The sequence below is a fragment of the Companilactobacillus allii genome (genome assembly GCF_001971585.1).
In the GTDB taxonomy this organism is placed as follows: Bacteria; Bacillota; Bacilli; order Lactobacillales; family Lactobacillaceae; genus Companilactobacillus; species Companilactobacillus allii.
This window is the reverse complement of record NZ_CP019323.1, coordinates 135,022-160,291: the sequence shown is the minus strand read 5'-3', so window position 1 is coordinate 160,291 and position 25,270 is coordinate 135,022. Positions and strand designations below refer to the sequence as shown.

The following is a 25,270-nucleotide window of genomic DNA, read 5'->3' as shown; positions in this document are numbered from 1 at the left end:
ACCTTTTGATAGACGTTAATAAATTTGAAAGTATGCAAATTGGTTTAGCATCTCCTGACAAGATTCGTAGCTGGTCTTATGGAGAGGTTAAGAAACCTGAAACAATCAACTATCGTACTTTGAAACCAGAAAAAGATGGCCTATTCGACGAAAGAATTTTCGGACCAACTAAAGACTGGGAATGTGCCTGTGGTAAGTACAAACGTATCCGTTATAAGGGTATTGTTTGTGACCGTTGTGGTGTTGAAGTTACTCGTTCAAAAGTTCGTCGTGAACGTATGGCTCATATCGAATTAGCTGCACCAGTTACACATATCTGGTATTTCAAGGGTATTCCATCACGTATGGGACTTGTATTGGACATGACTCCAAGAAACCTTGAAGAAGTAATTTACTTTGCATCATATGTTGTTATTGATCCAGGTGATACAGACCTAGAAAAGAAACAACTACTAACAGAATCTGAATATCGTAAGAAACGTGAAGAATTTGGTAATAAATTCGTCGCTAAGATGGGTGCAGAAGGTATCAGAGAACTTCTTGCTCAAGTTGATATGCCAGGTGAAGTTAAAGAATTACGTGAAGCTTTGAAGACTGCTCAAGGTCAAAAACGTACACGTGCAATTAGACGTTTGGATATTATTAGTGCTTTCCAAAAGTCAGGTAATAAACCAGAATGGATGGTTCTGGAAGCAATTCCTGTCATCCCACCTGATTTACGACCAATGGTTCAACTAGAAGGTGGCCGTTTTGCAACTTCTGATTTGAATGACTTGTATCGTCGTGTAATCAACCGTAATAATCGTTTGAAGAGATTGTTAGATTTACATGCTCCTAATATCATTGTTCAAAACGAAAAGAGAATGCTTCAAGAAGCCGTTGATGCGTTAGTTGATAATGGTCGTCGTGGCCGTCCTGTTACAGGACCAGGTAACCGTCCATTGAAGTCACTTTCACATATGCTTAAAGGTAAGCAAGGACGTTTCCGTCAAAACTTACTTGGTAAACGTGTTGATTATTCAGGACGTTCAGTTATCGATGTTGGTCCTACATTGAAGTTTTACCAATGTGGACTACCTCGTGAAATGGCTCTTGAATTATTCAAGCCTTTCGTTATGCATGAATTAGTTAAGCGTGAGATTGCTTCTAACGTTAAAAATGCTAGAAGAAAAATCGATCGTCAAGATGATGACATCTGGGATGTACTAGAAGATGTTATTAAGGAACGTCCAGTATTACTTAACCGTGCCCCTACACTTCACAGACTTGGTATTCAAGCCTTTGAACCTGTATTGGTTGATGGTAAGTCAATCCGTCTTCACCCATTAGCTTGTGAAGCTTACAATGCCGATTTTGATGGTGATCAGATGGCTATCCACGTTCCTTTATCAGACGAAGCTCAAGCCGAAGCACGTATGCTTATGCTTGCTGCTCACCATATTCTTGCTCCTAAAGATGGTAAGCCTATTGTTACACCATCACAGGATGTTGTTTTGGGTAATTACTACTTAACAATTGAAACAAGACATATGACTGGTGAAGGTAAGATCTTTAAGGATGCTAACGAAGTTCAAACAGCATTGCTTAATGGTGATGTTCACTACCATACAAGAATTGGTTTGGCGGTTTCATCTATGCCAACTAAGCCATTTACTGATGAACAACGTAAGAGAATCATTATGACTAGTGTTGGTAAGGTTATCTTTAACGAAATTCTTCCTGAAGATTTCCCTTACTTGAACGAACCAACTGATGACAACTTGGAAAATGGTGTTCCTGATAAATACTTCTTGAGTAAAGGTGGAGACATCAATGCTAGACTTGATGAGATGGATCTTGTAGACCCAATCAAGAGTGGTTATATGTCAGATATCATTGCTAAAGTGTTTAAGGTATATCGAGTTCAACGTACATCATCACTTCTTGATGATATGAAGGAATTAGGATACACAATTTGTACAATTTCTGGATTAACAGTTGGTGTTACAGATGTTCCTAATTTAACTGAGAAACCTGAGATCATTGAAAAGGCCCACAAACAAGTTGCTTCAATTTCTAAGCAATTCCGTCGTGGTCTAATCACTGACGAAGAACGACATGATCGTGTTATTAGTGTATGGAACGATACAAAAGATGAAATCCAACAATTGTTGATTGATTCATTTGATCCAACCAACCCTATCTCAATGATGTCTGATTCTGGTGCCCGTGGTAATATCTCAAACTTTACTCAACTAGCAGGTATGCGTGGACTTATGGCTGCCCCTAATGGTGGTATGATGGAAATTCCTGTTATTTCTAACTTCCGTGAAGGACTTTCAGTTTTGGAAATGTTCATGTCAACCCACGGTGCCCGTAAAGGTATGACTGATACTGCTTTGAAGACAGCCAACTCTGGTTACTTAACTCGTCGTCTAGTTGATGTTGCTCAAGATGTTATCGTTCGTGAAGAAGATTGTGGTACTGACCGTGGACTTCTTGTAAGTTCAATCATGGAAGGTACAGATATGATCGAACCATTGTACGATAGACTTGTTGGACGTTACACACAAAAGACAGTTAAAGATCCTAATAGTGGTGAAGTTATTGCTAAGCGTGGAGTTCTTATGGACGAAAACTTGGCACAAAAGATTGTTGATGCTGGTGTTAAAGAAGTTACAATTCGTTCAGCATTTACATGTGATACAAAACACGGTGTATGTAAGAAGTGTTATGGTAGAAACCTTGCTACTGGTGAAGAAGTTGAAATTGGTGAGGCAGTTGGTACTGTTGCTGCTCAATCAATCGGTGAACCAGGTACACAACTAACTATGCGTAACTTCCATACCGGTGGTGTTGCTGGTGGTGACGATATTACACAAGGACTTCCTCGTGTTCAAGAAATCGTTGAAGCTAGAAACCCTAAAGGTCTTGCAATTATTTCAGAGGTTGATGGTACTATTACAGCAATTGACGAAAACCCTGCAGAACATACTAAGGAAATTACAGTCGAGGGTGATATTGATTCTAGATCTTATAGTGTTCCTTATACATCAAGTGTCGCAGTTGCCGAAGGTGACTATGTAACACGTGGTGGTAAGTTAACACAAGGTTCAATCGATCCTAAGGAACTAGTTAAAGTTACAAATGTTCAAACAACAGAAAATTATCTACTTGCAGAAATTCAAAAAGTTTATCGTATGCAAGGTGTTGATATTTCTGATAAGCATTTCGAGGTTATGATCAGACAAATGTTACGTAAGATCAGAATTCTTGATCCAGGTGATACTGATGTATTACCAGGTCAATTAATGGATATTTCTCAATTTACAGATCACAACCGTGAGACATTGTTTAACGGTGGTATTCCTGCAACGGGACGTCCAGTATTGCTTGGTATTACTAAGGCATCTCTTGAAACTAACAGTTTCTTGTCAGCTGCTTCCTTCCAGGAAACAACAAGAGTTCTTACTGATGCTTCAATTCGTGGTAAGAATGATCCACTTCTTGGACTTAAAGAGAATGTTATTATTGGTAAACTTATCCCTGCCGGTACTGGTATGGCTAAGTACAGCCACATGGAGCCTAAGAAAACTGGCCCTATGGCAGATAACTCTCTAAATGGTGCTTATACAATTTCAGATATCGAAGCTCAAATGAAAGCTAACGATGCTGCTAAAGAAGAAAAACACTAGATTTTTATTAAAAAAGACCCTTTTATAGGGTCTTTTTTTTGTGCATTAATATCAGATACAAGATGTCTACTAGATTATTTTATGAAAAATAAGGTAAAATGAAGTTAGTAGAGTTAACATACATGTGTAAACATCTGTGGAGGGGAATATTATGGAAAAAATAAAACTTAACTATCAAGATAATAGCTTTGATTTAGATACGTATTGGCTTGACCCGTTTTCCGATTTTGACAAACAAGTTAATCATCCATTAGTAATTATATTTCCTGGCGGTGGATTTACTTTCCAAACTGACAGAGAAGCACAACCCATTGCACTTAAATTTGCATCAGAAGGTTTTCATGCGATCGTTTTGCACTATCAATTAATTGAAAATGACACACAGGTATATCCCTTGGCGTTACAACAGACAGCTACAACCTTGAATTGGTTAAAGTCACAGGCGAAGAAACATAATATTGATCTGAATAAGATCATCTTGATAGGATTTTCTGCTGGAGGTCACGTAGTAGCTGATTTTAATTCTATAATGACTAATGCAGAGACTAAAGAGCGAGTTTATCCGGATAGTTTGTCAGTAATGCCAGCCGCAAATATTCTTTGTTATCCAGTTATTGATCTGTCTGCGGGATACCCTCAAACAGTGAAAGAACGCCTAGCCATAAGTAGAGATACTTTCTTTTGGCAATCACAGAGACATTTAACTAAATATGCTAAACCAACATTTATCTGGCAAACGGTTGACGATAAAACCGTACCAGTAAACAATTCGTTTTTGTATTCTGAAAAACTGAATGAATTGAATATTCCTTTTGAATTACATTTATTTGAATCAGGTCGACATGGATTATCGCTAGGAACATATGTAACTCAAAGACCTGGAAATGAGGAACACATAAACAAGTATGTCGCTAAGTGGTGGGAGCTAGTGGTGAATTGGCTTAAATTACAAAAGATTTTGAAAGATTAAATTAAGAGATCAAGAAGATTATTCCTGTAGCAATTGTAATGTATGGGATAAATCGAAATGATCTCTTTTTGTTTATTAAGTGATGAAGAATACACATTATACAAGCCAGTAAAATTATATTTAGAATACTCGTGTATCCAAAAAATAAAGCTAGTATTGTTAAGACTTCAATATCACCCATGCCAATTCCCTTACTGAAGCGATACATACAAAGCAAAATCAAATATGTGATTATTCCAGTAATAAGATATATTTTGTGATGAAATACTATAAAAAGTATGAAGGATGGAATGCTTAGTAAATAGAATATGGGATAAATGAAGCCATGATAAAAATCCATGAATGCCAAAAGGGTGATCATTATAAAAATTGGTGCGAATAAATAAATGTTTTTCTCTAAATAAATTGCTAAAATCACAAATATTGCACCGAATAATTCTGTAGTAGGATATATCCAACTTATTCTTTTATGGCAATTTCTACATCTACCTTTTAGAAATAAATATCCTATAACGGGAAATAGCTCTAGCCATTTCAATTGCTTTTGGCAATTATTGCATTTTGAACGGCGCATAATTTCAATTTTTGGAAAATCATATCCCACAACCGTTAAAAATGAGACTATACTAGAAGACAGAACAAATACTAAAATATAAAATAAGAACGTCATTTTTATCACCTCAATTAAAATTACGAATTTCTCAATCACTTTTTCTTCAATACCTCATTGACATGTAGTTTTTAAGATGATATTCTAGTAGACGTGCTTTTATTAGCAGAGTAGTAGTTTGTTTAAGTATAAGCTCATAATGTACGCCACTAACGTGGTTTATTATTTTGTAAAAATATGAACCACCTGGATGTGTGTACTTAAATTTTTTAGGAGGAACCTTGAATGCCTACAATTAATCAATTGGTACGCAAAGGCCGTAAGTCGCAAGGATCAAAATCAAATGCCCCTGCATTGAACTACGGTTACAACAGTATGAAGAAAGTTGCTACAAAGAATCCAGCACCACAAAAACGTGGTGTAGCAACTCGTGTCGGAACAATGACACCAAAGAAGCCTAACTCAGCCCTACGTAAGTATGCCCGTGTTAGACTATCAAACCTTATCGAAATCACAGCATATATCCCAGGTGTTGGACATAACTTACAAGAGCATAGTGTTGTTCTTGTCCGTGGTGGACGTGTAAAAGATCTACCTGGTGTTCGTTATCACGTTGTTCGTGGTGCTTTAGATACTGCCGGTGTTGATGGACGTATGCAAAGCCGTTCAAAATATGGTGCTAAGAAGCCTAAGAAATAATTAATCACAAACATAGAAATAAGTAATAACGGAGGAATTTAATATGCGTAAAGGTAGCGCTCCAAAACGTGATGTTTTGCCAGACCCAATGTACAATTCAAAATTAGTAACACGCTTGATCAACCATTTGATGTACGATGGTAAGAGAGGAACTGCTTCAACAATTCTCTACCGTGCATTTGATATTATTAAAGATAAGACTGGTAACGAACCATTGGATGTCTTCGAAGAAGCCATGAACAATGTTATGCCAGTTCTTGAAGTTAAAGCTCGTCGTATCGGTGGTTCTAACTACCAAATCCCTATCGAAGTACGTCCAGACCGTCGTACAACTTTAGGTCTTCGTTGGATCGTTAGTTATGCTCGTCTACGTGGTGAACATACAATGGATGCACGTCTAGCAAATGAAATTATGGATGCAGCCAATAACACTGGTGCAGCTGTTAAGAAACGTGAAGATACACATAAGATGGCCGATGCTAACCGTGCATTTGCCCATTATCGTTGGTAATCAATAAAAGGTGAGAGGAGAAAATATCTAATGGCTAAAGGTAATAAACGTGAGTTTCCACTAGAAAAGACTCGTAATATTGGTATTATGGCTCACATTGATGCTGGTAAAACTACAACTACAGAACGTATCTTGTACTATACTGGTAAGATTCACAAAATTGGTGAAACACATGATGGTGCTTCACAAATGGACTGGATGGCCCAAGAACAAGAACGTGGTATTACTATTACATCAGCTGCTACAACAGCTGAATGGAAAGGTAACCGTATCAATATTATTGATACTCCAGGACACGTTGACTTCACAATGGAAGTTGAACGTTCATTACGTGTTCTAGATGGTTCTATTACAGTTCTAGATGCCCAATCAGGTGTTGAACCACAAACCGAAAACGTTTGGCGTCAAGCTACAAACTATAGTGTTCCTCGTATTGTTTTCGTTAACAAGATGGACAAAATCGGTGCTAACTTTGACTATTCAGTTGAAACACTTCATGAAAGATTAGATGCTAACGCTCATGCTATCCAAATGCCTATTGGTGCTGAAGATAACTTTGAAGGTGTTATTGATTTAATCGAAATGAAAGCTGATCTTTATGATGAAGATGAGTTAGGTACAAAGTGGGATACAGTTGATGTTCCAGACGAGTATCTTGAAAAAGCTAAAGCAAAGCGTGCTGAATTAGTTGAAGCTGTTGCTGATGTTGATGACGATATCATGGAGAAATATCTTGATGGTACTGAAATCACTAATGACGAATTACGTACAGCAATTAGAAAGGCTACTATTGCTTTGAAGTTCTTCCCAGTTCTTGCAGGTTCTGCCTTCAAGAATAAGGGTGTTCAAATGTTAATGGATGCCGTTGTTGACTACTTACCATCACCATTAGAGGTCCGTCCATACAACGCTACAGATCCTAAAGATGATAGCCAAGTTGAACTTATGGCTGATGATAGCAAACCATTTGCTGGTTTAGCATTTAAGATTGCTACTGATCCATTCGTTGGTCGTCTAACATACATTCGTGTATATAGAGGTACATTGGAATCAGGTTCATACGTTCTTAATGCCTCAAAAGACAAGCGTGAACGTGTTGGTCGTTTGCTACAAATGCATTCTAACCACCGTAAGGAAATTCCAGAAGTATTCTCAGGTGATATCGCTGCTGTTATCGGATTGAAGAATACTACAACTGGTGATTCACTTACAGATGTTGACGATCCATTGATTCTTGAATCATTGGATATTCCAGAACCAGTTATTCAAGTTTCTATCGAACCTGATTCAAAGGAAGATAGAGATAAGATGGATATTGCCATCCAAAAGCTTTCTGAAGAAGATCCAACTTTCCAAGCTGAAACAAATCCTGAAACTGGTGAAACATTGATTGCCGGAATGGGTGAACTTCACTTGGATATCATGGTTGACCGTATGAAACGTGAGTTCAAGGTTGCATGTAAGGTTGGTGAACCACAAGTTGCTTATCGTGAAACATTCACTAAGGCAACAAGTGCACAAGGTAAGTTTGTTCGTCAATCTGGTGGTAAAGGTCAATATGGTGATGTTTGGGTTGAATTCTCACCAAACGAAGAAGGAAAAGGCTTCGAATTCGAAGATGCCATCGTCGGTGGTGTTGTTCCTCGTGAATACATTCCTTCAGTTGAACAAGGTTTGAAAGAATCAATGGAAAATGGTGTTCTTGCCGGATATCCATTAATTGATGTTAAGGCTAAGTTATATGATGGATCATATCACGAAGTCGATTCATCTGAAGCAGCCTTCAAGATTGCTGCTTCAATGTCTCTACGTAATGCTTCTAAGTCAGCTGGTGCTGTAATTCTTGAACCTATTATGAAGGTTGAAATTGTTACACCAGAAAGCTACTTAGGTGATGTTATGGGACAAGTTACTGCTCGTCGTGGACGTGTTGAAGGTATGGAAGCTCGTGGTAATGCACAACTTATCAACTCATTCGTTCCACTTGCAGAAATGTTCGGTTATGCAACAACACTTCGTTCAGCTACACAAGGCCGTGGTACATTTACAATGGTATTTGACCATTATGAAAAGGTTCCTAAGTCAATTCAAGCTGAAATCATTAAGAAAAATGGCGGAGACGCTGAATAATTAATGTTAATAAAATGAAAGCAAATCCATATGGATTTGCTTTTTTTGTTATAATAAAGCATGTTTCTATCTATAGAAGAAAAGGCACTTTCAATTTCAAAAAAAACATGAAAACTCTTGAAATATTATAGTTATGCGTGTATTATCATAAGAGTGCTTATTTCCAGGAGAAGTATGTGCTTAGAGGTATTTAAAATAATATCGACGGTTTAGAAGTGAGAGGTTGCGACACACCCGGCCGCTTTGCCACGGCAGGGCTGTTGGATATTTTCACGGAGCCGGTCATCTTGAAAGAGACAAAAAGGAGGTAACCCCATGGCAAGTCAAAAGATTCGCATTCGTTTGAAGGCTTATGAACATCGTATTCTAGATCAATCAGCTGACAAAATTGTGGAGACAGCAAAAAGAACTGGTGCAAAGATTTCAGGTCCAATTCCATTGCCCACAGAACGTTCACTATACACAGTGTTGAGTTCACCACATAAGCATAAGGATTCTAGAGAGCAATTCGAAATGCGTACACATAAAAGACTTATAGACATCGTTAATCCATCACCTAAGACAGTTGATTCATTAATGAAGTTAGATCTACCATCTGGTGTAGATATCGAAATTAAATTATAATTATTAAAAATAAATTATTGGAGGTGCAAACATGGCCAGAAAAGGAATTCTTGGTAAAAAAGTCGGAATGACTCAAGTTTTTACTGACAACGGTGAACTAGTTCCCGTAACAGTTGTAGAAGCAACACCAAATGTTGTTATGCAAGTTAAAACAGTTGAAACTGACGGTTATGAGGCCGTTCAACTAGGTTTTGAAGATAGACGTGAAGTTTTATCTAACAAACCAGCCAAAGGTCATGCAGATAAGGCAAACACAACTCCTAAACACTACATTCGCGAATTTCGTGATGTTGAAATGGGAGATTATGAATTAGGTGGAGAAGTTTCAATAGATTCATTTAATTCAGGTGATGTTGTCGATGTCACAGGTACGACTAAGGGACATGGAATGCAAGGTAACATTAAGAGATTTGGACAAGCTCGTGGTCCTGAAACTCACGGTTCTAGATATCACCGTGTAGCAGGTTCAATGGGTGCCATCATTAACCGAGTATTTAAAGGTAAGATGCTTCCCGGAAACATGGGTAACAACCGTGTTACTACACAAAACTTAACTGTTGTTAAAGTTGATGCAGATCGTAATGCAATTATGATCAAGGGTAATGTACCCGGTGCAAACAACTCATTAGTTAAAATTCAAACAGCTATTAAAGCTAATCAAAAATAGGAAGGAGGAAATGAGTTATGACAAAAATCACAGCTTACAAAGATAGCGGTGCTGAGAACGGTACTGTTGATGTAAATGATTCAATTTTTGGTATCGAACCAAACGACAACGTGATCACAGATGCAGTTATCATGCAACGTGCCTCATTGAGACAAGGAACACATGATGTTAAAAACCGCTCTGAAGTTCGTGGTGGTGGAAAGAAGCCATGGCGTCAAAAGGGTACAGGTCGTGCTCGTCAAGGTTCTATCAGATCACCTCAATGGGTAGGTGGTGGTGTCGTATTCGGCCCAACACCTAGATCATATTCATATCATCTTCCTAAGAAGGTTGGCCGTTTGGCATTGAAGTCTGTACTTTCACAAAAAGCTGCTGAAGGTAACCTAATCGTTATTGACTCAATTTCATATGACAAACCAAGTACAAAGAACTTTGCTCTTCTACTTAATAAAGTAGGTGCAGACAAAGCCCTTGTAGTTGTTGAAGATGGTAATGACAATGTTGCTTTATCAGCAAGAAACATTGATAAAGTTACTGTTGTTGCACCAGAAGGTGTTAATGTTCTTGACGTTATTAGCGCTAAGAAGTTAGTTGTTACAAAAGCAGCACTTTCTAAGATTGAGGAGGTGCTTGGATAATGAGCGCAAGAGACGTAATTATTCGCCCAGTTGTTACTGAAAGTTCAATGGATGCTATGAGTGATAAGAAGTATACTTTTGATGTTGCAGTTACTGCAAACAAAGTACTTGTAAGACAAGCCATTGAAGAAGTTTTCGGTGTTAAAGTTAAAAAAGTAAACATCATGAATGTTGCTGGTAAGAAGAAGCGCCAAGGCCAATATGTTGGTAAAACAGCAAAACGTCGTAAGGCAATTATCACTCTTACAGAAGATTCAGATGAAATTAAGATTTTTGATGAAGAATAAATAAGGAGGTCAAATAATGGCGATTATCAAATATAAGCCAACCACAAATGGTCGTCGTAATATGACTGGTTCTGACTTTTCAGAGATTACAAAAACTACTCCTGAAAAGACACTTCTAGAATCACAAAGCCATACAGCCGGTCGTAACTCATACGGTCATATTACAGTTCGTCACCGTGGCGGTGGTCACAAACAAAAATACCGTATTATTGATTTTAAACGATTAAAAGACGGTGTAAAAGCTACAGTTAAGTCTATTGAATACGATCCTAACCGTACAGCTAATATTGCATTGCTACACTACTCAGATGGTGTTAAATCATACATTTTAGCTCCTAAGGGTCTTGAAGTTGGACAAGTTGTTGAATCAGGTGTTGATGCAGATATCAAACCCGGTAATGCACTTCCATTGGAAAACATCCCAGTTGGTACAGTTCTACATAACGTAGAAATGAAACCTGGTAAAGGTGGTCAATTAGGACGTTCTGCCGGTACTTCAATTCAATTACTAGGTAGAGATGGTAAGTATTCATTACTACGTTTGCCTTCAGGTGAAGTACGTATGGTACTTTCAAAATGTCGTGCAAGTATTGGCGCCATTGGTAATGAACAACATGAGTTAATTAAGATTGGTAAAGCTGGACGTAAACGTTGGCAAGGAATTAGACCAACAGTTCGTGGATCAGTTATGAACCCTAACGATCACCCACACGGTGGTGGTGAAGGTAAAGCACCTATCGGTCATCCATCACCAATGTCACCATGGGGTAAGAAGACCTTGGGTAAGAAGACTCGTTCATCACATGCCAAATCTGAAAAGCTTATCGTTCGTCATAGAAAAGGTAAGTAATTATTTCGTTAGAATAATATAAGGAGGACATAAGATGAGTCGTAGTTTAAAAAAGGGACCATTCGCTGATGCACATCTTTTAAAGAAAGTTGCAGCTCAAGCAGATTCTGACAAGAAGTCAGTTATCAAAACATGGTCAAGACGTTCAACAATTTTTCCTAGTTTCGTAGGATACACAATCGCAGTTCATGATGGTCGTAAGCATGTTCCAGTTTATATCCAAGAAGATATGGTTGGACACAAGTTGGGCGAATTCGTACCAACTCGTACATTCCATGGTCATGGTACTGATGATAAGAAAACAACAGTAGCTAAGTAATAAGAAGGGAGACTTAAAAGATGGCAGAACAAGAAATTACATCTGCAACAGCCAGAGTGAAGAATGTTCGTATTGCACCTCGCAAAGCTCGCCTTGTTATTGATTTAATAAGAGGCAAGAACGCTGCTGAGGCACTTGCAATTTTGCAATTCACACCAAGAGCAGGCTCTCCAATTATTGCCAAAGCTCTTAAGTCAGCAGTTGCAAACGCAGAACATAATTTTGATTTAGATGCACAAAACCTATTCGTCAGCGAAGCATTCGTAGACGAAGGACCAACTCTAAAACGTTTTCGTCCTAGAGCCAAGGGTTCAGCATCACCAATTAACAAAAGAACAAGTCACATTACAGTTGTTGTAAGTGAAAAAGACTAGTATTTTAAAAGATTAGTATTGGAGGTAACTTGAGTGGGTCAAAAGATTAATCCAGTCGGATTCCGTGTTGGTGTTATCCGAGACTGGGATGCCAAATGGTATGCAGAAAAAGACTTTTCAACATTTTTACATGAAGACCTTAAGATTCGTAAGTATATTGAAGACAAACTATCAAATGCTTCCGTATCAAGAATCGAAATCGAACGTACTGCAAAGAACGTTACCGTTTCAATTCATACAGCTAAACCTGGTATGGTCATTGGTAAAGGTGGATCTGAAGTTGAAAAATTACGTAACCAACTAAACAAATTAGTTAACAGAAACATTCATATTAATATTATTGAAATCAAGAAACCTGATTTGGATGCAAAACTTGTTGGTGAGAACATTGCTCGTCAACTAGAGGCTCGTATTGCATTTAGACGTGCACAAAGACAAGCCGTTCAACGTTCAAGACGTGCAGGTGCAAAGGGTATCAAAGTTCAAATCTCTGGTCGTTTAAACGGTGCCGATATGGCTCGTAGAGAATGGCATACAGAGGGAACTGTTCCTCTACACACATTGCGTGCAGATATTGATTATGCATGGGTAGAAGCAGCCACACAATATGGTAATTTAGGTGTTAAGACTTGGATTTACCGTGGTGAAATTCTTCCTGAAAAGCGTCATAATCAAGAAAAAACTGAAGGGAAAGGAGAATAATCTATGCTAGTACCAAAACGTGTAAAACACCGTCGTGAATTCCGTGGCAAGATGCGCGGAGAAGCTAAGGGTGGTAAGAATGTTGATTTTGGTGATTACGGTTTGAAGTCACTTGACTCAAGTTGGATCTCAAATAGACAAATTGAAGCAGCCCGTGTTGCTATGACTCGTTACATGAAGCGTGGTGGTAAGGTTTGGATTAAAATCTTCCCTCATAAATCATACACTGCAAAAGGTGTCGGAGTTCGTATGGGTAATGGTAAAGGTGCACCTGCTGGTTGGGTAGCTCCTGTAAAGCGTGAAAAAGTCTTATTCGAAATCGGTGGCGTTCCTGAAGAGGTAGCCCGCGAAGCATTGAGACTTGCATCTCACAAATTACCAGTTAGAACTAAGTTCGTAAAACGTGAGGAAGTAGGTGGCGCTGATGAAGGCTAGTGAAATCAAAGAGCTAACTGCTGCTCAATTGCAAGATAAAGTTAACGAATATAAAGAAGAATTGTTCAACTTGCGTTTCCAACAGGCCACTGGCCAATTGGAAAACACAGCCCGTTTAAAGGCTGTTAGAAAAAACATTGCAAGATTAAGAACGGTTCAAAGTCAAAAGAATAACGAAAACTAATAAAAGGAAGGGAGATCTCAAGTTGAGCGAAAAACAAGAAAGCCGTAACAGCCGTAAAGTATATCAAGGCCGCGTTGTATCAGACAAGATGGACAAAACTATCGTAGTTGTTGTTGAAACATACAAGAACCACCCTGTATACAAGAAGCGTGTTAAGTATTCAAAGAAGTACTACGTTCAAGATGAAAAGAACGAAGCAAAGACTGGCGATGTTGTACGTATCATGGAAACTCGACCTTTGTCAAAGACAAAGCGCTTCCGTTTATTAGAAATCGTCGAAAAAGCAGTTATTATCTAGAAACAATTACTGATGAGAGGAGGACCAAGAAGTGATTCAACAAGAAAGTCGTCTAAAAGTTGCAGATAATTCTGGAGCTCGTGAAATTCTAACTATTAAAGTTCTTGGTGGTTCAAACCGTAAGACAGCTAATATCGGAGACGTTATTGTTGCTACTGTCAAACAAGCAACACCAGGTGGCGTTGTTAAAAAAGGTGACGTTGTTAAGGCTGTTATCGTAAGAACAGTGTCCGGTGCTCACCGTACAGATGGTTCTTACATCAGATTTGATGAGAACGCTGCGGTTATTATTAACGCTGACAAGACACCTAGAGGAACTCGTATCTTCGGACCCGTTGCTCGTGAACTACGTGATAACGATTTTATGAAGATCGTCTCATTAGCACCAGAAGTGCTATAAAAAGATCAATCAAATTCAGGAGGTGCTGAATAGTGTTTGTAAAAACTGGAGACAACGTTAAAATTATTTCTGGTGATAGCAAAGGCAAAGAAGGCGTAGTTAAACAAGCTATCCCTTCAGCCAACAAAGTTATCGTCGAAGGCGTAAACGTCGTAAAGAAACACTCTAAGCCAAGTAATACACAACCCCAAGGCGGAATCGTTGACGTTGAGAAACCTATTAGCGCAACTAACGTTAAAGTTGTAAGTAAATCAACTGACAAAGAAGATAAATAAGAAAGGAGAAAACTAAATGGCTACTAATGCATTAAAAGAAATGTATGTAAAAGAAATTACACCATCATTGATGGAAAAATTCAATTACACATCAGTTATGCAAACACCTAAGATCGATAAGATTGTTTTGAACATGGGTGTTGGTGACGCAATTGCTAACTCAAAGAATCTTGATGAAGCAGTTGAAGAATTAGGCCTAATTGCTGGTCAAAAACCTTTAATCACAAAAGCTAAGAAATCAATCGCTGGTTTCAGACTTCGTGAAGGTATGTCAATCGGTGCTAAGGTTACACTTCGTGGTGACCGTATGTATGACTTCCTTGACAAGCTAATCAACATTGCATTGCCTCGTGTTCGTGATTTCCGTGGTGTTGGTACACGTTCATTTGATGGTCGTGGTAACTACACATTAGGTATTAAGGAACAATTGGTTTTCCCAGAAATTGACTATGATAAGGTTAATAAGATTCGTGGATTGGATATCGTTATTGTTACAACAGCTAACACAGACGAAGAATCACGTGAATTGTTAACACAAATCGGAATGCCATTCACAAAATAATAAAGGAGGTCAAATTCATTGGCTAAGACATCTCAAATTGTACGTAATCATAGACCTGCTAAGTTCTCATCACAAGCATATACACGTTGCGAACGTTGTGGTCGTCCACATTCTGTATATCGTAAATTTAAGCTTTGCCGTATTTGCCTTCGCGATTTGGCACATAAAGGTCAAATTCCTGGCATGAGAAAAGCTAGTTGGTAGAATTAATTCTAAAAAGGAGGTAAATTAAATGGTCATGACAGATCCCATCGCGGATTACCTAACACGTATCCGTAACGCAAATATGGTTAAACATGAATCTCTAGAAGTACCTGCTTCTAACATTAAGAAGAGTATGACAGAGATTTTGAAGAATGAAGGATTTATCAAAGATTACGAAGTTATCGATGATGATAAACAAGGTGTACTTCGTATTTTCTTGAAATATGGAAAAGATCAACAACGCGTAATTTCAGGCTTGAAACGTATTTCAAGACCAGGTCTACGTAGCTATGTTGACTCAGATAACGTACCAAAGGTTCTTAATGGATTAGGTATCGCTATTCTTTCAACTTCAGACGGTGTAGTTACTGATAAAGACGCTCGCGCAAAGCATGTGGGTGGAGAAGTACTTGCATATATCTGGTAGAAATTTTTAAAAGACAAGGAGGTGCACTAATTTGAGTCGTATCGGTTATAAAGTAATTGAAATACCAGCTGGTGTTACAGTTACACAAAAAGATGAAGACATTACTGTTAAGGGCCCTAAGGGTGAATTAACAAGACACTTTGATTCAAAAATCAAGTTAACTCTTGAAGGAAATGAAGCTAAGTTTACTCGTTCAAATGACAACGACAAAGCTCTTCATGGTACAATGCGTGCCAATCTAAACAACATGATCCTTGGTGTTACTGAAGGATTTGAAAAGAAACTTGAACTTAGAGGTGTTGGTTACCGTGCACAAGTTAAAGGTGACGTATTAACACTTTCAGTTGGTTACTCACATCCTGTTGTTATGGATGCACCAAAAGGTATTAAAATTGAATCTCCTTCAAATACTGAAATTAACGTTTCTGGTATTAGCAAGCAAAAAGTCGGTCAATTTGCTGCTGAGATTCGCGACGTACGTTCCCCAGAACCATATAAGGGTAAAGGTATTCGTTATGTTGGCGAATATGTACGTCGTAAGGAAGGTAAGACTGGTAAGTAATAAGTACTTATTAAGTACTAATAATTCTATGAGGTGAATATTGTGATTTCAAAACCAGATAAAAACAAAGCACGTCAAAAGCGCCAAAAACGTGTTCGTGGTAAAATCTCTGGTACTGCTGAGCGCCCACGCTTAAATGTATTCCGTTCTAATAAAAACATTTACGCTCAAGTGATTGATGACGTAAAGGGTGTAACGCTAGCAAGTGCCTCAACTCTTGATAAAGAAGTCAAAGACGGTTCAAAAGTTGAACAAGCTTCAGCTGTTGGTGCATTAGTTGCACAAAGAGCTAATGAAGCTAAAGTAAGTGATGTTATATTTGATCGTGGTGGATATATCTATCATGGTCGTGTACAAAGTCTTGCTGAAGCAGCTCGTGAAAATGGGCTAAAATTCTAGAAGGAGGAAACCAAATTTATGACATATATCGATCCATCTCAATTCGAACTAGAAGATCGCGTTGTCTCAATCAACCGTGTTACTAAGGTTGTTAAAGGTGGACGCCGTCTACGTTTTGCTGCTATCGTAATCGTTGGTGACAAGAATGGTCACGTCGGTTTCGGTACAGGTAAAGCTCAAGAAGTTCCCGAAGCTATTCGTAAGGCTGTTGAGGATGCCAAGAAGAATCTAATCAATGTTCCTATGGTTGGTTCAACAATTCCTCATGAAGTAATCGGCAGATTCGGTGCCGGTAAAATTATGTTAAAGCCTGCTGTTGAAGGTTCTGGAATCGCCGCTGGTGGTTCTGTTCGTGCCGTTCTTGAATTAGCCGGTGTTGGTGATATCACAAGTAAGTCACTTGGTAGAAATACACCAATTAACGTAATTCGTGCTACAATCGAAGGTCTAAAACAAATTAAGACTGCTGAAAGTGTCGCAGAAATGCGCGGAATTTCAGCTCAAAACTTGCTTAACTAGAAGAAAGGTGTGTAATAATGGCTAAACTTAAGATTACTCTTATTAGAAGTGCAGCTCACCGCCTTCCTGCTCAACGTACAATTGTTAAAGAACTTGGACTCGGAAGAGTTAATAGTTCTGTTGTTAAGCCGGATGATCCTGCTATTCGCGGTGCTGTAATTAAAATCGCTCACTTAGTAAGTGTCGAAGAAGTTAAAGATTAATAATTCTTAAAGATTAGGAGGTGCAATAATGGAACTAAACGAACTTAAACCAAGTGCTGGTTCAAGACATTCAAGAAAACGTCTTGGTCGTGGTACTTCAAGTGGCCAAGGTAAAACTTCTGGTCGTGGACAAAAAGGTCAATTAGCTAGATCAGGTGGTAAAACACGTATTGGTTTCGAAGGTGGACAAATGCCATTGTTCCGTCGTATGCCAAAACGTGGATTCTACAATATCAACCGCAAGGAATACGCTATTGTAAACCTTAAAGACCTAAGCAAGTTCAATGACGGTGCTGAAGTTAATATCAATACATTAAAAGAAGCCGGAATCGTTAAGAAAGAATATAACGGTGTCAAATTACTTGCAAATGGTGAAGTTAGTGCTAAGTTAACTGTAAAAGTTGCTAAAAGCTCTGACGCTGCTACTAAAGCAATCGAAGCTGCTGGTGGAACTGTAGAGGTGATCTAATGCTTGGAACTATCAGAGATGCTCTAAAGGTAAAGGAGATTCGTAAAAAGATCCTATTTACCTTGATGTTACTTGTTATTTACCGTTTAGGATCACAAATTACGGTACCTGGTGTTAATGCTGCCGCAATGGACAAAGTTAGTTCCTCAGGGTTAGTTCCCCTATTGGATACCGTAACTGGTGGTGGTCTTTCAAATTATTCCATTTTCTCAATGGGAGTTTCCCCATTCATTACTGCTCAAATCGTTGTTCAACTGTTACAGATGGACATCGTGCCTAAGTTCGTTGAATGGAGTAAACAAGGTGAGGTTGGTCGTAGAAAACTAAATCAAGTAACGAGATATTTGACGATTGTTTTAGGTTTTGTTCAATCAATCGGTATCACTGCTGGATTTAACCAATTAAGTGGTTTGGGACTTGTTAAGTCACCAAACGTTAGAGCGTTTGTTACAATCGGTATTATTTTAACCGGTGGTACAATGCTTCTTACATGGATTGGTGAACAGATTACTGATAAAGGTCTGGGTAATGGTGTGTCAGTGATTATCTTTGCTGGTATTATTGCTAGATTCCCAAATGGGATTTACCAAATTTACCGTGACAATATCATTAGTGCTGATTCTGCGGACCTCGCAAAAAATATTGGATTTATGGTTGGATTGGCCATTGCAATTCTAGTTGTCGTCTTGTTCGTAACTTACGTTCAACAGGCAAATAGAAGGATTCCAATACAATATACAAGACGTGCAGCTGGAAGTGGTAGCGAAAGTTTCCTACCACTAAAAGTTAACGTTGCTGGAGTTATTCCAGTTATCTTTGCTAGTTCATTTATTGTTACGCCACAAACTATTTTGATGGCTTTTCAAGCAAATCATAGTGAAGATGCATGGTACAAGGTATTAACTGAAATATTTAGTATGCAAACGACAACAGGATCATTACTATATACATTGTTGATTGTGTTATTTACATTCTTCTATGCATTTGTTCAAGTAAATCCTGAGAAGCTTGCTGAAAACTTACAGAAACAGGGTGCTTATATCCCTGGTGTATGGCCTGGTAATGAAACTATCAAGTTCATGTCAGGTGTCCTTATGAGACTTTCAACGGTTGGTTCAGTATTCTTAGGACTTGTTTCATTGCTTCCATTATTGGCAGCTAACTTATTCAATTTACCTCAATCCATCGGATTAGGTGGTACGAGTTTATTGATTATCGTTGGTGTTGCTCTAGAGATGGATCGACAATTAAGAGGTCTTTTAATGAAACGTGAATACGTTGGGTTTATTAGATAATTGGAGATGTGACAATGAATATTGTATTGATGGGGTTACCTGGTGCTGGTAAGGGTACTCAAGCTGAAAAGATTGTTGAAGATTTTAAAGTTGAACATATTTCTACTGGAGATATGTTCAGACAAGCCATGTCCGATAAAACTGAAGTTGGTCTTAAAGCCAAGAGTTTTATGGATAAAGGTGCGTTGGTTCCTGACGACGTCACTGAAGCTATCGTTGAAGAACGTTTAGCTAAAGATGATGTTCAAAAGAACGGATATATGCTTGATGGATTTCCGAGAACTCTTGAACAGGCAAATGCTTTACAGACAATTGCAAAGAATGTAAGCAAACCTATAGATGCTGTCATCTATATAGACGTAAAGCCTGAAGCATTAGTTGATCGTTTATCTGGAAGATATATTTGTTCAAAATGTGGAGCAACTTATCATAAAATTTACAATCCAACAAAGGTTGAAGGAACATGTGACGTCTGTGGCGGACATGACTTCTTCCAGCGTGAGGATGACAAGCCAGAAACAGTTAAGAACAGATTAAAAGTTAATATTGAAATGAATACACCATTAATAGATTTTTATGACAAGTTAAACTTGTTACATAAAGTCAATGGTGAACAAGAAATAGATGAAGTTTATAAAGAAGTAAAGAAAGTTTTACAAAGTCTGTAAGACTTTTTACTTTTATTTGTTTACATGATTGCGAGATTATTGTATAATCTTGCGGTATATGCAAATGAATTTCATCCCGATGGAGGTTAATATCTTTGGCAAAAGAAGATGTCATTGAAGTAGAAGGTACAATTTCAGAAACATTGCCTAATGCGATGTTTAAGGTAAAGCTTGAAAATGGGGCAACTGTGTTGGCTCATGTCTCAGGTAAAATCCGTATGCACTACATTAGAATTTTACCCGGTGATAAAGTTACCGTGGAATTATCCCCTTATGATTTAACCAAGGGAAGAATTACATATAGATATAGATAATATGATTTTAATGGAATGGAGGTTCCAACATGAAAGTAAGACCATCCGTTAAACCTATGTGCGAACACTGTAAAGTAATTAAAAGACGCGGTCGCGTTATGGTTATTTGCTCTGCAGATCCAAAGCACAAACAAAGACAAGGATAATAAAAATATAGGAGGTGCAATTAATGGCTCGTATAGCAGGTGTAGATTTACCTCGTGATAAGAGAATCGTTATTGCCTTAACATACATTTTTGGTATTGGTAATACAACAGCCCAAAAAGTGCTTAAAGATGCCGGCGTGTCAGAAGACATTCGAACAAGAGACTTAACTCCTGATCAAGAAGAAAAGATTCGTGGAGAAGTTGACAACATTCGTGTCGAAGGTGACTTACGTCGTTCAGTAAGCATGGACATTAAGAGACTACAAGAAATTGGTTCATACCGTGGTATGAGACATCGTCGTGGTTTGCCAGTTAGAGGACAAAACACAAAGAACAATGCAAGAACTCGTAAGGGTAAGAAAGTATCTATCGCGGGTAAGAAGAAGTAATTAACAGATAGGAGGTTAATTCATGGCACAAAGTAAAGGTCGTAAGCGCCGTACTAAGAAGCATATTGAATCTGGTGTTGCACATATCCACTCCACATTCAACAATACACTAGTTATGATTACTGATGTCAACGGTAATGCCGTTTCATGGTCATCAGCTGGTGCACTAGGATTCAAGGGTAGTCGTAAATCAACACCATTTGCTGCACAAATGGCTGGTGAAGCTGCTGCAAAAGAATCAATGGAACATGGTATGAAAACTGTTGAAGTAGCTGTTAAGGGTCCTGGTTCAGGTCGTGAAGCTGCAATTCGTTCATTACAAGCTACTGGTTTGGAAATTACAGCAATTCGTGACGTTACTCCAGTTCCTCATAATGGTTCACGTCCTCCAAAGCGTCGTCGTGTATAGAATGGTTTTATACCCATATGAACTAAGCTACACACATTTCGTTTTGAAAGGGGAACTAACCGAATGATCGAATTTGAAAAGCCAACTATCACTGCAGTTGAAGAAAGCAATGATTACGGCAAGTATATTATCGAACCGTTGGAAAGAGGCTATGGTACAACCTTAGGAAACTCTTTACGTAGAGTTCTATTGGCATCATTACCTGGAACAGCGGTATCTGATATTCAAATAGATGGTGTATTGCATGAATTCTCAGCTATTGATGGTGTAGTCGAAGATGTTACACAAATTGTGCTTAATGTTAAAGACTTAAACCTTAAATCTTATGCTGAAGACAGCTTAAAAGCTGAAATCGACATTGTCGGTCCCGCTACTGTTACAGCCAAAGATATAAAAGCTGATGATGATTTGGAAATCCTCGATCCAGAACAATTTATTTGTACTGTTGCTGAGGGTGGACACTTCCACATGCAAATGACAATTAAAAATGGTCGTGGATATACTCCTGCAGAACAAAATAAAACAGATGAAACACCTATCGGTGTTTTACCAGTTGACTCTATTTTTACACCAGTAGATAAAGTTAACTATCAAGTTGAAAACACTCGTGTGGGTAAGAGAAACGACTTCGACAAATTAACAATAGATATTTGGACGAATGGTTCAATTGGACCACGAGAAGCTATTAGTTTGTCTGCCAAGATTTTAACAGAGCACTTAAAGAGTTTTGTTAATCTTACAGAAGAAGCTAAGAGCGCCGATATGATGATCGAAAAAGAAGAAACACAAAAAGAGAAGAAGCTTGAAATGACAATTGAGGAATTGGACTTATCAGTTCGTTCATACAATTGTTTAAAGCGTGCCGGTATTAATACTGTGCAAGAGCTTAATGAAAAATCTGAAGCTGATATGATGAGAGTTCGTAATCTTGGACGTAAATCATTAGTTGAAGTTAAAGAAAAGCTAGCTGATCTTGGATTGTCATTGAGACAAGAAGACTAATAGTCTGAAATTCAAACAGGAGGTATAGACATGGGCTACCGTAAATTAGGACGTACAAGTTCTCAAAGAAAAGCAATGTTACGTGATTTAACTACTGATTTAATTATTAATGAACGTATTGTTACAACTGAAACTCGTGCTAAGGAAATCAGCCGTACAACTGAAAAGATGATTACCCTTGGTAAGCGCGGAGATCTTCATGCTCGCCGTCAAGCTGCTTCATATGTTAGAAACGAAGTTGCTAACATTTCTGAAGAAGACGATGCAGTTGTTGTTCAATCAGCACTTCAAAAGTTGTTTAGTGATATTGCACCTCGTTACAAAGAACGTAATGGTGGATACACACGCATCTTGAAGACTGTTCCTCGCCGTGGCGACGCAGCTCCAATGGTTATTATTGAATTAGTTTAATAATAAGTTTATTAAAATCAGTCATTCTGATAAATTAGTGAGTGTTAAGATGATGGTTATGCAAATAGCCAAGTCTATCTCTGAGATTTCGGTAAAACGAAACACTAATTTATCGAATGATTTTTTTTTACTCAATTTTTTTTGCTATGATGTACTTAGTACATTTCAAGGAGATATTATGGATAACATTATTTCAATTAGAGACATAACGTATACATACCCTGAATCAGGCTCTCCAGCAATTGATCATCTATCACTGGATGTTAAATCTAATGAATGGTTATCAATTGTCGGGAAAAATGGTAGTGGTAAATCGACATTAACAAAATTAATCGACGGTTTGATAGAAGCGGATTCTGGAACTATTGAAATTGATGGTCAAATTATTAATGAAGATAATATTTGGGAAGCTCGTAAAAAAATTGGAATAATATTTCAAAATCCTGATCATCAATTTGTTGGAGCCACAGTTGAAGACGATGTAGCTTTTGGACTTGAGAATCAAGGAGTACCTAGACCAGAAATGGTTGAAGAGGTTAATCATGCACTTGATATGGTTGATATGTTACCCTATAAAACGCGTGATCCTCAATCGTTATCCGGTGGTCAAAAACAACGTGTGGCAATTGCCGGTGTGCTGGCAACTAAGCCTCAAATTATTATTATGGATGAATCAACTAGTATGCTTGATCCTAAAGGCAGAAAAACTGTATTAGATCTAGTTAAACGACTAAGAGATGAACAAGATATGACTATTATTTCCATAACTCATGATATAGAAGAGACTCAATTATCAGAACGAATTGTTATAATTGATGATGGAAAAGTTGTGAAGGACGGTTTACCCGAGGTAATATACGATCTTGGCTCTGAATTAACCAAATTTGGGCTGGAGGAGCCTTTTTCTAGTAAGCTGGCACAATCATTAAGAACTGACTTTAAATTGCCTGAGGGCTTTCTAAATGAAGAGGAATTGGTGAATAGTATATGGAAATTATCTTCAAAAATGTAACACACGCATATGAAGCAAATAATCCATCAGCATCACTGGGATTGGACAATGTTTCTGTGGATATAAAAAATAATGATTTTACTGCGATCATTGGTAAAACTGGTAGTGGTAAATCCACGTTAGTTCGCCATATTAATGCACTATTGAAGCCAACAAGTGGTTCTGTCGTTGTTGGAGATAGGATTATTGATTCAAAAACAAATAATAAGAATCTTAAATCACTTCGTAAGAACGTTGGCATGGTATTCCAGTTTCCAGAGAGCCAACTCTTTGAGGATACTGTTGAAAAAGATGTGATGTTTGGTCCGATGAATTTTGGAGTGTCAGAATCCGATGCAAAAGTTGCTGCACATGATATGATTGAACTTGTTGGTTTGGATAAGAAATACTTAAGTCAATCTCCATTTGATCTATCTGGTGGACAAATGCGACGTGTAGCAATTGCTGGGGTGCTGGCAAGTAATCCTGAAACGATTATTTTAGATGAGCCCACTGCTGGATTGGATCCAGTTGGACGAAAAGAAATAATGAAGTTATTTAAGGATCTACAAAAACAAGGTAAAACTATTATATTGATAACTCACAATATGGATGATGTAGCAGATTACGCAGATAATGTTATTGTTATGCATGATGGTAGAAAAATCAGTGAGGGAACACCATCTGAAATATTTAATAATCAAAAGTTATTAACAGACGATATTTTGACATTACCTCAGAGTGCTAGTTTTGCACAAAAATTAGCGCAAGGACAATTTCATTTTGACAAATTACCGATAACTCTAAATGAGTTATCTACTGAAATAAAACGACAAATTAATGGGTGACTAAATGAATAAATTAATTCTTGGGAGATATTTACCGGGAGACTCGTTGATATATAAACTTGATCCTCGTGGAAAATTTTTAATTACATTCTATTTTATTGGAATTGTATTTTTGGCAAACAATGTACTATCTTATGGATTTTTGCTTTTGTTTGTTTTGTTTGCTGTGTATTTATCTAAAATTAATTTGGGATTCTTTCTAAAAGGATTACGACCGATGTTTTGGTTGATATTATTTACTGTATTATTGCAAATGTTTTTTACACCTAGCAATGATCCTTTATGGAGTTTTGGAATATTGACTCTTTCTAAGGAAGGTATGATAATATCCGCATATATTTTTGTCCGTTTTGTTTTGATCATATTTGTTTCAACGTTATTAACATTAACCACAACTCCAATTGAGATTTCCGATTCAATCGAGAGCATTTTGAAACCACTGAAAGCTATTAAATTTCCAGTAACACAAGTAGCTTTAATGTTGTCGATTGCATTACGTTTTGTGCCTTTGTTGATCGATGAAACAACTAAAATTATGGATGCACAAAGAGCACGTGGTGTTGACTTTGGTGAAGGTGGACTAATTAAGCGTATTAAATCCTTTGTACCGATCCTAATTCCTTTATTTGTTAGTAGTTTTTCGATTGCTTATGATCTGGCAATTGCCATGGAATCACGTGGTTATAAAGATGGTGAGGGTCGAAGTAAATATCGTATTTTAAAGTGGGAAAAAAGAGATACAGTTGCTGCTATTGTGATGATTCTCATTACAATAATTTTATTAATGATTCGGAGTTATTAATTT

38 protein-coding genes are annotated in these 25,270 nt (G+C 37.7%); 37 read left to right on the top strand and 1 reads right to left on the bottom strand.

Annotated elements, in window-relative coordinates; genetic code table 11:
* The first annotated feature begins 5 nt into the window (after window positions 1-5).
* Together rpoC and BTM29_RS00885 are read left to right on the top strand one after the other, a co-directional pair.
* Entirely contained in the window at window positions 6-3,674 is a 3,669-nt protein-coding gene (gene rpoC, locus BTM29_RS00890) for a DNA-directed RNA polymerase subunit beta' (RefSeq protein ID WP_076613700.1), read from the top strand.
* A gap of 151 nt (window positions 3,675-3,825) precedes the next feature.
* Window positions 3,826-4,644, top strand: coding sequence for an alpha/beta hydrolase (locus tag BTM29_RS00885; RefSeq protein ID WP_076613699.1), 819 nt, complete (start codon window positions 3,826-3,828; stop codon window positions 4,642-4,644).
* Window position 4,645: 1 nt separating this feature from the next.
* Here BTM29_RS00885 and BTM29_RS13140 read toward each other — a convergent pair whose 3' ends face one another.
* Window positions 4,646-5,314, bottom strand: a complete 669-nt coding sequence (locus BTM29_RS13140) for a prepilin peptidase (protein WP_076613698.1) — start codon at window positions 5,312-5,314, stop codon at window positions 4,646-4,648.
* 225 nt (window positions 5,315-5,539) lie between these two features.
* Here BTM29_RS13140 and rpsL point away from each other — a divergent pair, with 225 nt between their 5' ends.
* The 35 genes from rpsL to BTM29_RS00705 all read left to right on the top strand — a co-directional run bounded on the left by rpsL (window position 5,540) and on the right by BTM29_RS00705 (window position 25,267).
* Window positions 5,540-5,953, top strand: coding sequence for a 30S ribosomal protein S12 (rpsL, locus tag BTM29_RS00875; RefSeq protein ID WP_076613697.1), 414 nt, complete (start codon window positions 5,540-5,542; stop codon window positions 5,951-5,953).
* Window positions 5,954-5,996: 43 nt separating this feature from the next.
* Window positions 5,997-6,464, top strand: coding sequence for a 30S ribosomal protein S7 (gene rpsG / locus BTM29_RS00870; protein WP_076613696.1), 468 nt, complete (start codon window positions 5,997-5,999; stop codon window positions 6,462-6,464).
* Window positions 6,465-6,494: 30 nt separating this feature from the next.
* Window positions 6,495-8,594: an elongation factor G gene (fusA, locus tag BTM29_RS00865; protein WP_076613695.1), complete on the top strand. Its 2,100-nt coding sequence runs from the start codon at window positions 6,495-6,497 to the stop codon at window positions 8,592-8,594.
* 315 nt (window positions 8,595-8,909) lie between these two features.
* Window positions 8,910-9,218 carry a 30S ribosomal protein S10 gene (gene rpsJ / locus BTM29_RS00860; RefSeq protein WP_025023858.1) on the top strand — a complete coding sequence of 103 codons (309 nt, stop codon included), beginning with the start codon at window positions 8,910-8,912 and terminating at the stop codon, window positions 9,216-9,218.
* Window positions 9,219-9,249: 31 nt separating this feature from the next.
* The gene (gene rplC / locus BTM29_RS00855) at window positions 9,250-9,885 is read left to right on the top strand and encodes a 50S ribosomal protein L3 (protein WP_076613694.1); all 636 of its coding nucleotides are present in this window, start codon (window positions 9,250-9,252) and stop codon (window positions 9,883-9,885) included.
* Between the two features lie 17 nt (window positions 9,886-9,902).
* Window positions 9,903-10,523, top strand: coding sequence for a 50S ribosomal protein L4 (gene rplD / locus BTM29_RS00850; RefSeq protein WP_076613693.1), 621 nt, complete (start codon window positions 9,903-9,905; stop codon window positions 10,521-10,523).
* Complete coding sequence (gene rplW / locus BTM29_RS00845; RefSeq protein ID WP_076613692.1) at window positions 10,523-10,810, top strand: 50S ribosomal protein L23; 288 nt, start codon at window positions 10,523-10,525, stop codon at window positions 10,808-10,810. The genes rplD and rplW overlap by 1 nt, the downstream gene beginning before the upstream one ends.
* 16 nt (window positions 10,811-10,826) lie before the next feature.
* Window positions 10,827-11,660 carry a 50S ribosomal protein L2 gene (rplB, locus tag BTM29_RS00840; protein ID WP_076613691.1) on the top strand — a complete coding sequence of 278 codons (834 nt, stop codon included), beginning with the start codon at window positions 10,827-10,829 and terminating at the stop codon, window positions 11,658-11,660.
* Window positions 11,661-11,694: 34 nt separating this feature from the next.
* Complete coding sequence (gene rpsS, locus BTM29_RS00835) at window positions 11,695-11,979, top strand: 30S ribosomal protein S19 (RefSeq protein ID WP_076613690.1); 285 nt, start codon at window positions 11,695-11,697, stop codon at window positions 11,977-11,979.
* 20 nt (window positions 11,980-11,999) lie between these two features.
* The gene (gene rplV, locus BTM29_RS00830; RefSeq protein ID WP_076613689.1) at window positions 12,000-12,353 is read left to right on the top strand and encodes a 50S ribosomal protein L22; all 354 of its coding nucleotides are present in this window, start codon (window positions 12,000-12,002) and stop codon (window positions 12,351-12,353) included.
* Window positions 12,354-12,386: 33 nt separating this feature from the next.
* A complete protein-coding gene (gene rpsC / locus BTM29_RS00825) occupies window positions 12,387-13,055 on the top strand; it encodes a 30S ribosomal protein S3 (RefSeq protein WP_076613688.1) in 669 nt (222 codons plus the stop codon).
* 3 nt (window positions 13,056-13,058) lie between these two features.
* Window positions 13,059-13,490: a 50S ribosomal protein L16 gene (rplP, locus tag BTM29_RS00820; protein WP_025023850.1), complete on the top strand. Its 432-nt coding sequence runs from the start codon at window positions 13,059-13,061 to the stop codon at window positions 13,488-13,490.
* Window positions 13,480-13,674, top strand: coding sequence for a 50S ribosomal protein L29 (gene rpmC, locus BTM29_RS00815; RefSeq protein WP_076613687.1), 195 nt, complete (start codon window positions 13,480-13,482; stop codon window positions 13,672-13,674). The genes rplP and rpmC overlap by 11 nt, the downstream gene beginning before the upstream one ends.
* Window positions 13,675-13,696: 22 nt before the next feature.
* Entirely contained in the window at window positions 13,697-13,972 is a 276-nt protein-coding gene (gene rpsQ, locus BTM29_RS00810) for a 30S ribosomal protein S17 (RefSeq protein WP_076613686.1), read from the top strand.
* 31 nt (window positions 13,973-14,003) lie between these two features.
* The gene (gene rplN, locus BTM29_RS00805; RefSeq protein WP_057766345.1) at window positions 14,004-14,372 is read left to right on the top strand and encodes a 50S ribosomal protein L14; all 369 of its coding nucleotides are present in this window, start codon (window positions 14,004-14,006) and stop codon (window positions 14,370-14,372) included.
* 32 nt (window positions 14,373-14,404) lie between these two features.
* Entirely contained in the window at window positions 14,405-14,647 is a 243-nt protein-coding gene (gene rplX, locus BTM29_RS00800; protein ID WP_076613685.1) for a 50S ribosomal protein L24, read from the top strand.
* A gap of 16 nt (window positions 14,648-14,663) precedes the next feature.
* Window positions 14,664-15,209, top strand: coding sequence for a 50S ribosomal protein L5 (gene rplE, locus BTM29_RS00795; protein WP_076613684.1), 546 nt, complete (start codon window positions 14,664-14,666; stop codon window positions 15,207-15,209).
* Window positions 15,210-15,227: 18 nt separating this feature from the next.
* On the top strand, window positions 15,228-15,413 hold the full coding sequence (locus BTM29_RS00790; RefSeq protein WP_076613683.1) for a type Z 30S ribosomal protein S14: 186 nt from the start codon (window positions 15,228-15,230) through the stop codon (window positions 15,411-15,413).
* Between the two features lie 28 nt (window positions 15,414-15,441).
* Entirely contained in the window at window positions 15,442-15,840 is a 399-nt protein-coding gene (gene rpsH, locus BTM29_RS00785; RefSeq protein ID WP_076613682.1) for a 30S ribosomal protein S8, read from the top strand.
* 31 nt (window positions 15,841-15,871) lie between these two features.
* Complete coding sequence (gene rplF / locus BTM29_RS00780; protein ID WP_076613681.1) at window positions 15,872-16,402, top strand: 50S ribosomal protein L6; 531 nt, start codon at window positions 15,872-15,874, stop codon at window positions 16,400-16,402.
* Between the two features lie 33 nt (window positions 16,403-16,435).
* Window positions 16,436-16,801 carry a 50S ribosomal protein L18 gene (rplR, locus tag BTM29_RS00775; protein ID WP_076613680.1) on the top strand — a complete coding sequence of 122 codons (366 nt, stop codon included), beginning with the start codon at window positions 16,436-16,438 and terminating at the stop codon, window positions 16,799-16,801.
* 18 nt (window positions 16,802-16,819) lie between these two features.
* The gene (rpsE, locus tag BTM29_RS00770; protein WP_076613679.1) at window positions 16,820-17,320 is read left to right on the top strand and encodes a 30S ribosomal protein S5; all 501 of its coding nucleotides are present in this window, start codon (window positions 16,820-16,822) and stop codon (window positions 17,318-17,320) included.
* 17 nt (window positions 17,321-17,337) lie between these two features.
* The gene (rpmD, locus tag BTM29_RS00765) at window positions 17,338-17,523 is read left to right on the top strand and encodes a 50S ribosomal protein L30 (RefSeq protein WP_025023839.1); all 186 of its coding nucleotides are present in this window, start codon (window positions 17,338-17,340) and stop codon (window positions 17,521-17,523) included.
* Between the two features lie 28 nt (window positions 17,524-17,551).
* Complete coding sequence (gene rplO / locus BTM29_RS00760; RefSeq protein ID WP_076613678.1) at window positions 17,552-17,992, top strand: 50S ribosomal protein L15; 441 nt, start codon at window positions 17,552-17,554, stop codon at window positions 17,990-17,992.
* Window positions 17,992-19,287, top strand: a complete 1,296-nt coding sequence (gene secY, locus BTM29_RS00755) for a preprotein translocase subunit SecY (protein WP_076613677.1) — start codon at window positions 17,992-17,994, stop codon at window positions 19,285-19,287. Before rplO ends, secY begins: the two co-directional genes overlap by 1 nt.
* Before the next feature lie 14 nt (window positions 19,288-19,301).
* Window positions 19,302-19,955 carry an adenylate kinase gene (locus tag BTM29_RS00750; RefSeq protein ID WP_076613676.1) on the top strand — a complete coding sequence of 218 codons (654 nt, stop codon included), beginning with the start codon at window positions 19,302-19,304 and terminating at the stop codon, window positions 19,953-19,955.
* 95 nt (window positions 19,956-20,050) lie between these two features.
* Entirely contained in the window at window positions 20,051-20,269 is a 219-nt protein-coding gene (gene infA, locus BTM29_RS00745) for a translation initiation factor IF-1 (RefSeq protein WP_010018544.1), read from the top strand.
* A 29-nt stretch (window positions 20,270-20,298) separates the two neighbouring features.
* Window positions 20,299-20,415, top strand: coding sequence for a 50S ribosomal protein L36 (gene rpmJ / locus BTM29_RS00740; RefSeq protein ID WP_010018546.1), 117 nt, complete (start codon window positions 20,299-20,301; stop codon window positions 20,413-20,415).
* 23 nt (window positions 20,416-20,438) lie between these two features.
* Complete coding sequence (rpsM, locus tag BTM29_RS00735) at window positions 20,439-20,804, top strand: 30S ribosomal protein S13 (RefSeq protein ID WP_076613675.1); 366 nt, start codon at window positions 20,439-20,441, stop codon at window positions 20,802-20,804.
* A 22-nt stretch (window positions 20,805-20,826) separates the two neighbouring features.
* Complete coding sequence (gene rpsK / locus BTM29_RS00730) at window positions 20,827-21,213, top strand: 30S ribosomal protein S11 (protein WP_025023834.1); 387 nt, start codon at window positions 20,827-20,829, stop codon at window positions 21,211-21,213.
* Window positions 21,214-21,276: 63 nt separating this feature from the next.
* On the top strand, window positions 21,277-22,215 hold the full coding sequence (locus BTM29_RS00725; RefSeq protein ID WP_076613674.1) for a DNA-directed RNA polymerase subunit alpha: 939 nt from the start codon (window positions 21,277-21,279) through the stop codon (window positions 22,213-22,215).
* 30 nt (window positions 22,216-22,245) lie between these two features.
* Complete coding sequence (gene rplQ / locus BTM29_RS00720; protein ID WP_076613673.1) at window positions 22,246-22,626, top strand: 50S ribosomal protein L17; 381 nt, start codon at window positions 22,246-22,248, stop codon at window positions 22,624-22,626.
* A gap of 178 nt (window positions 22,627-22,804) precedes the next feature.
* Window positions 22,805-23,638 (top strand): energy-coupling factor transporter ATPase, encoded by an 834-nt coding sequence (locus tag BTM29_RS00715; protein WP_076613672.1) that lies wholly within the window; start codon window positions 22,805-22,807, stop codon window positions 23,636-23,638.
* Window positions 23,614-24,465 carry an energy-coupling factor transporter ATPase gene (locus tag BTM29_RS00710; protein WP_076613671.1) on the top strand — a complete coding sequence of 284 codons (852 nt, stop codon included), beginning with the start codon at window positions 23,614-23,616 and terminating at the stop codon, window positions 24,463-24,465. The genes BTM29_RS00715 and BTM29_RS00710 overlap by 25 nt, the downstream gene beginning before the upstream one ends.
* Window positions 24,466-24,469: 4 nt before the next feature.
* Window positions 24,470-25,267: an energy-coupling factor transporter transmembrane component T family protein gene (locus BTM29_RS00705; RefSeq protein ID WP_076613670.1), complete on the top strand. Its 798-nt coding sequence runs from the start codon at window positions 24,470-24,472 to the stop codon at window positions 25,265-25,267.
* Window positions 25,268-25,270: the final 3 nt, after the last annotated feature.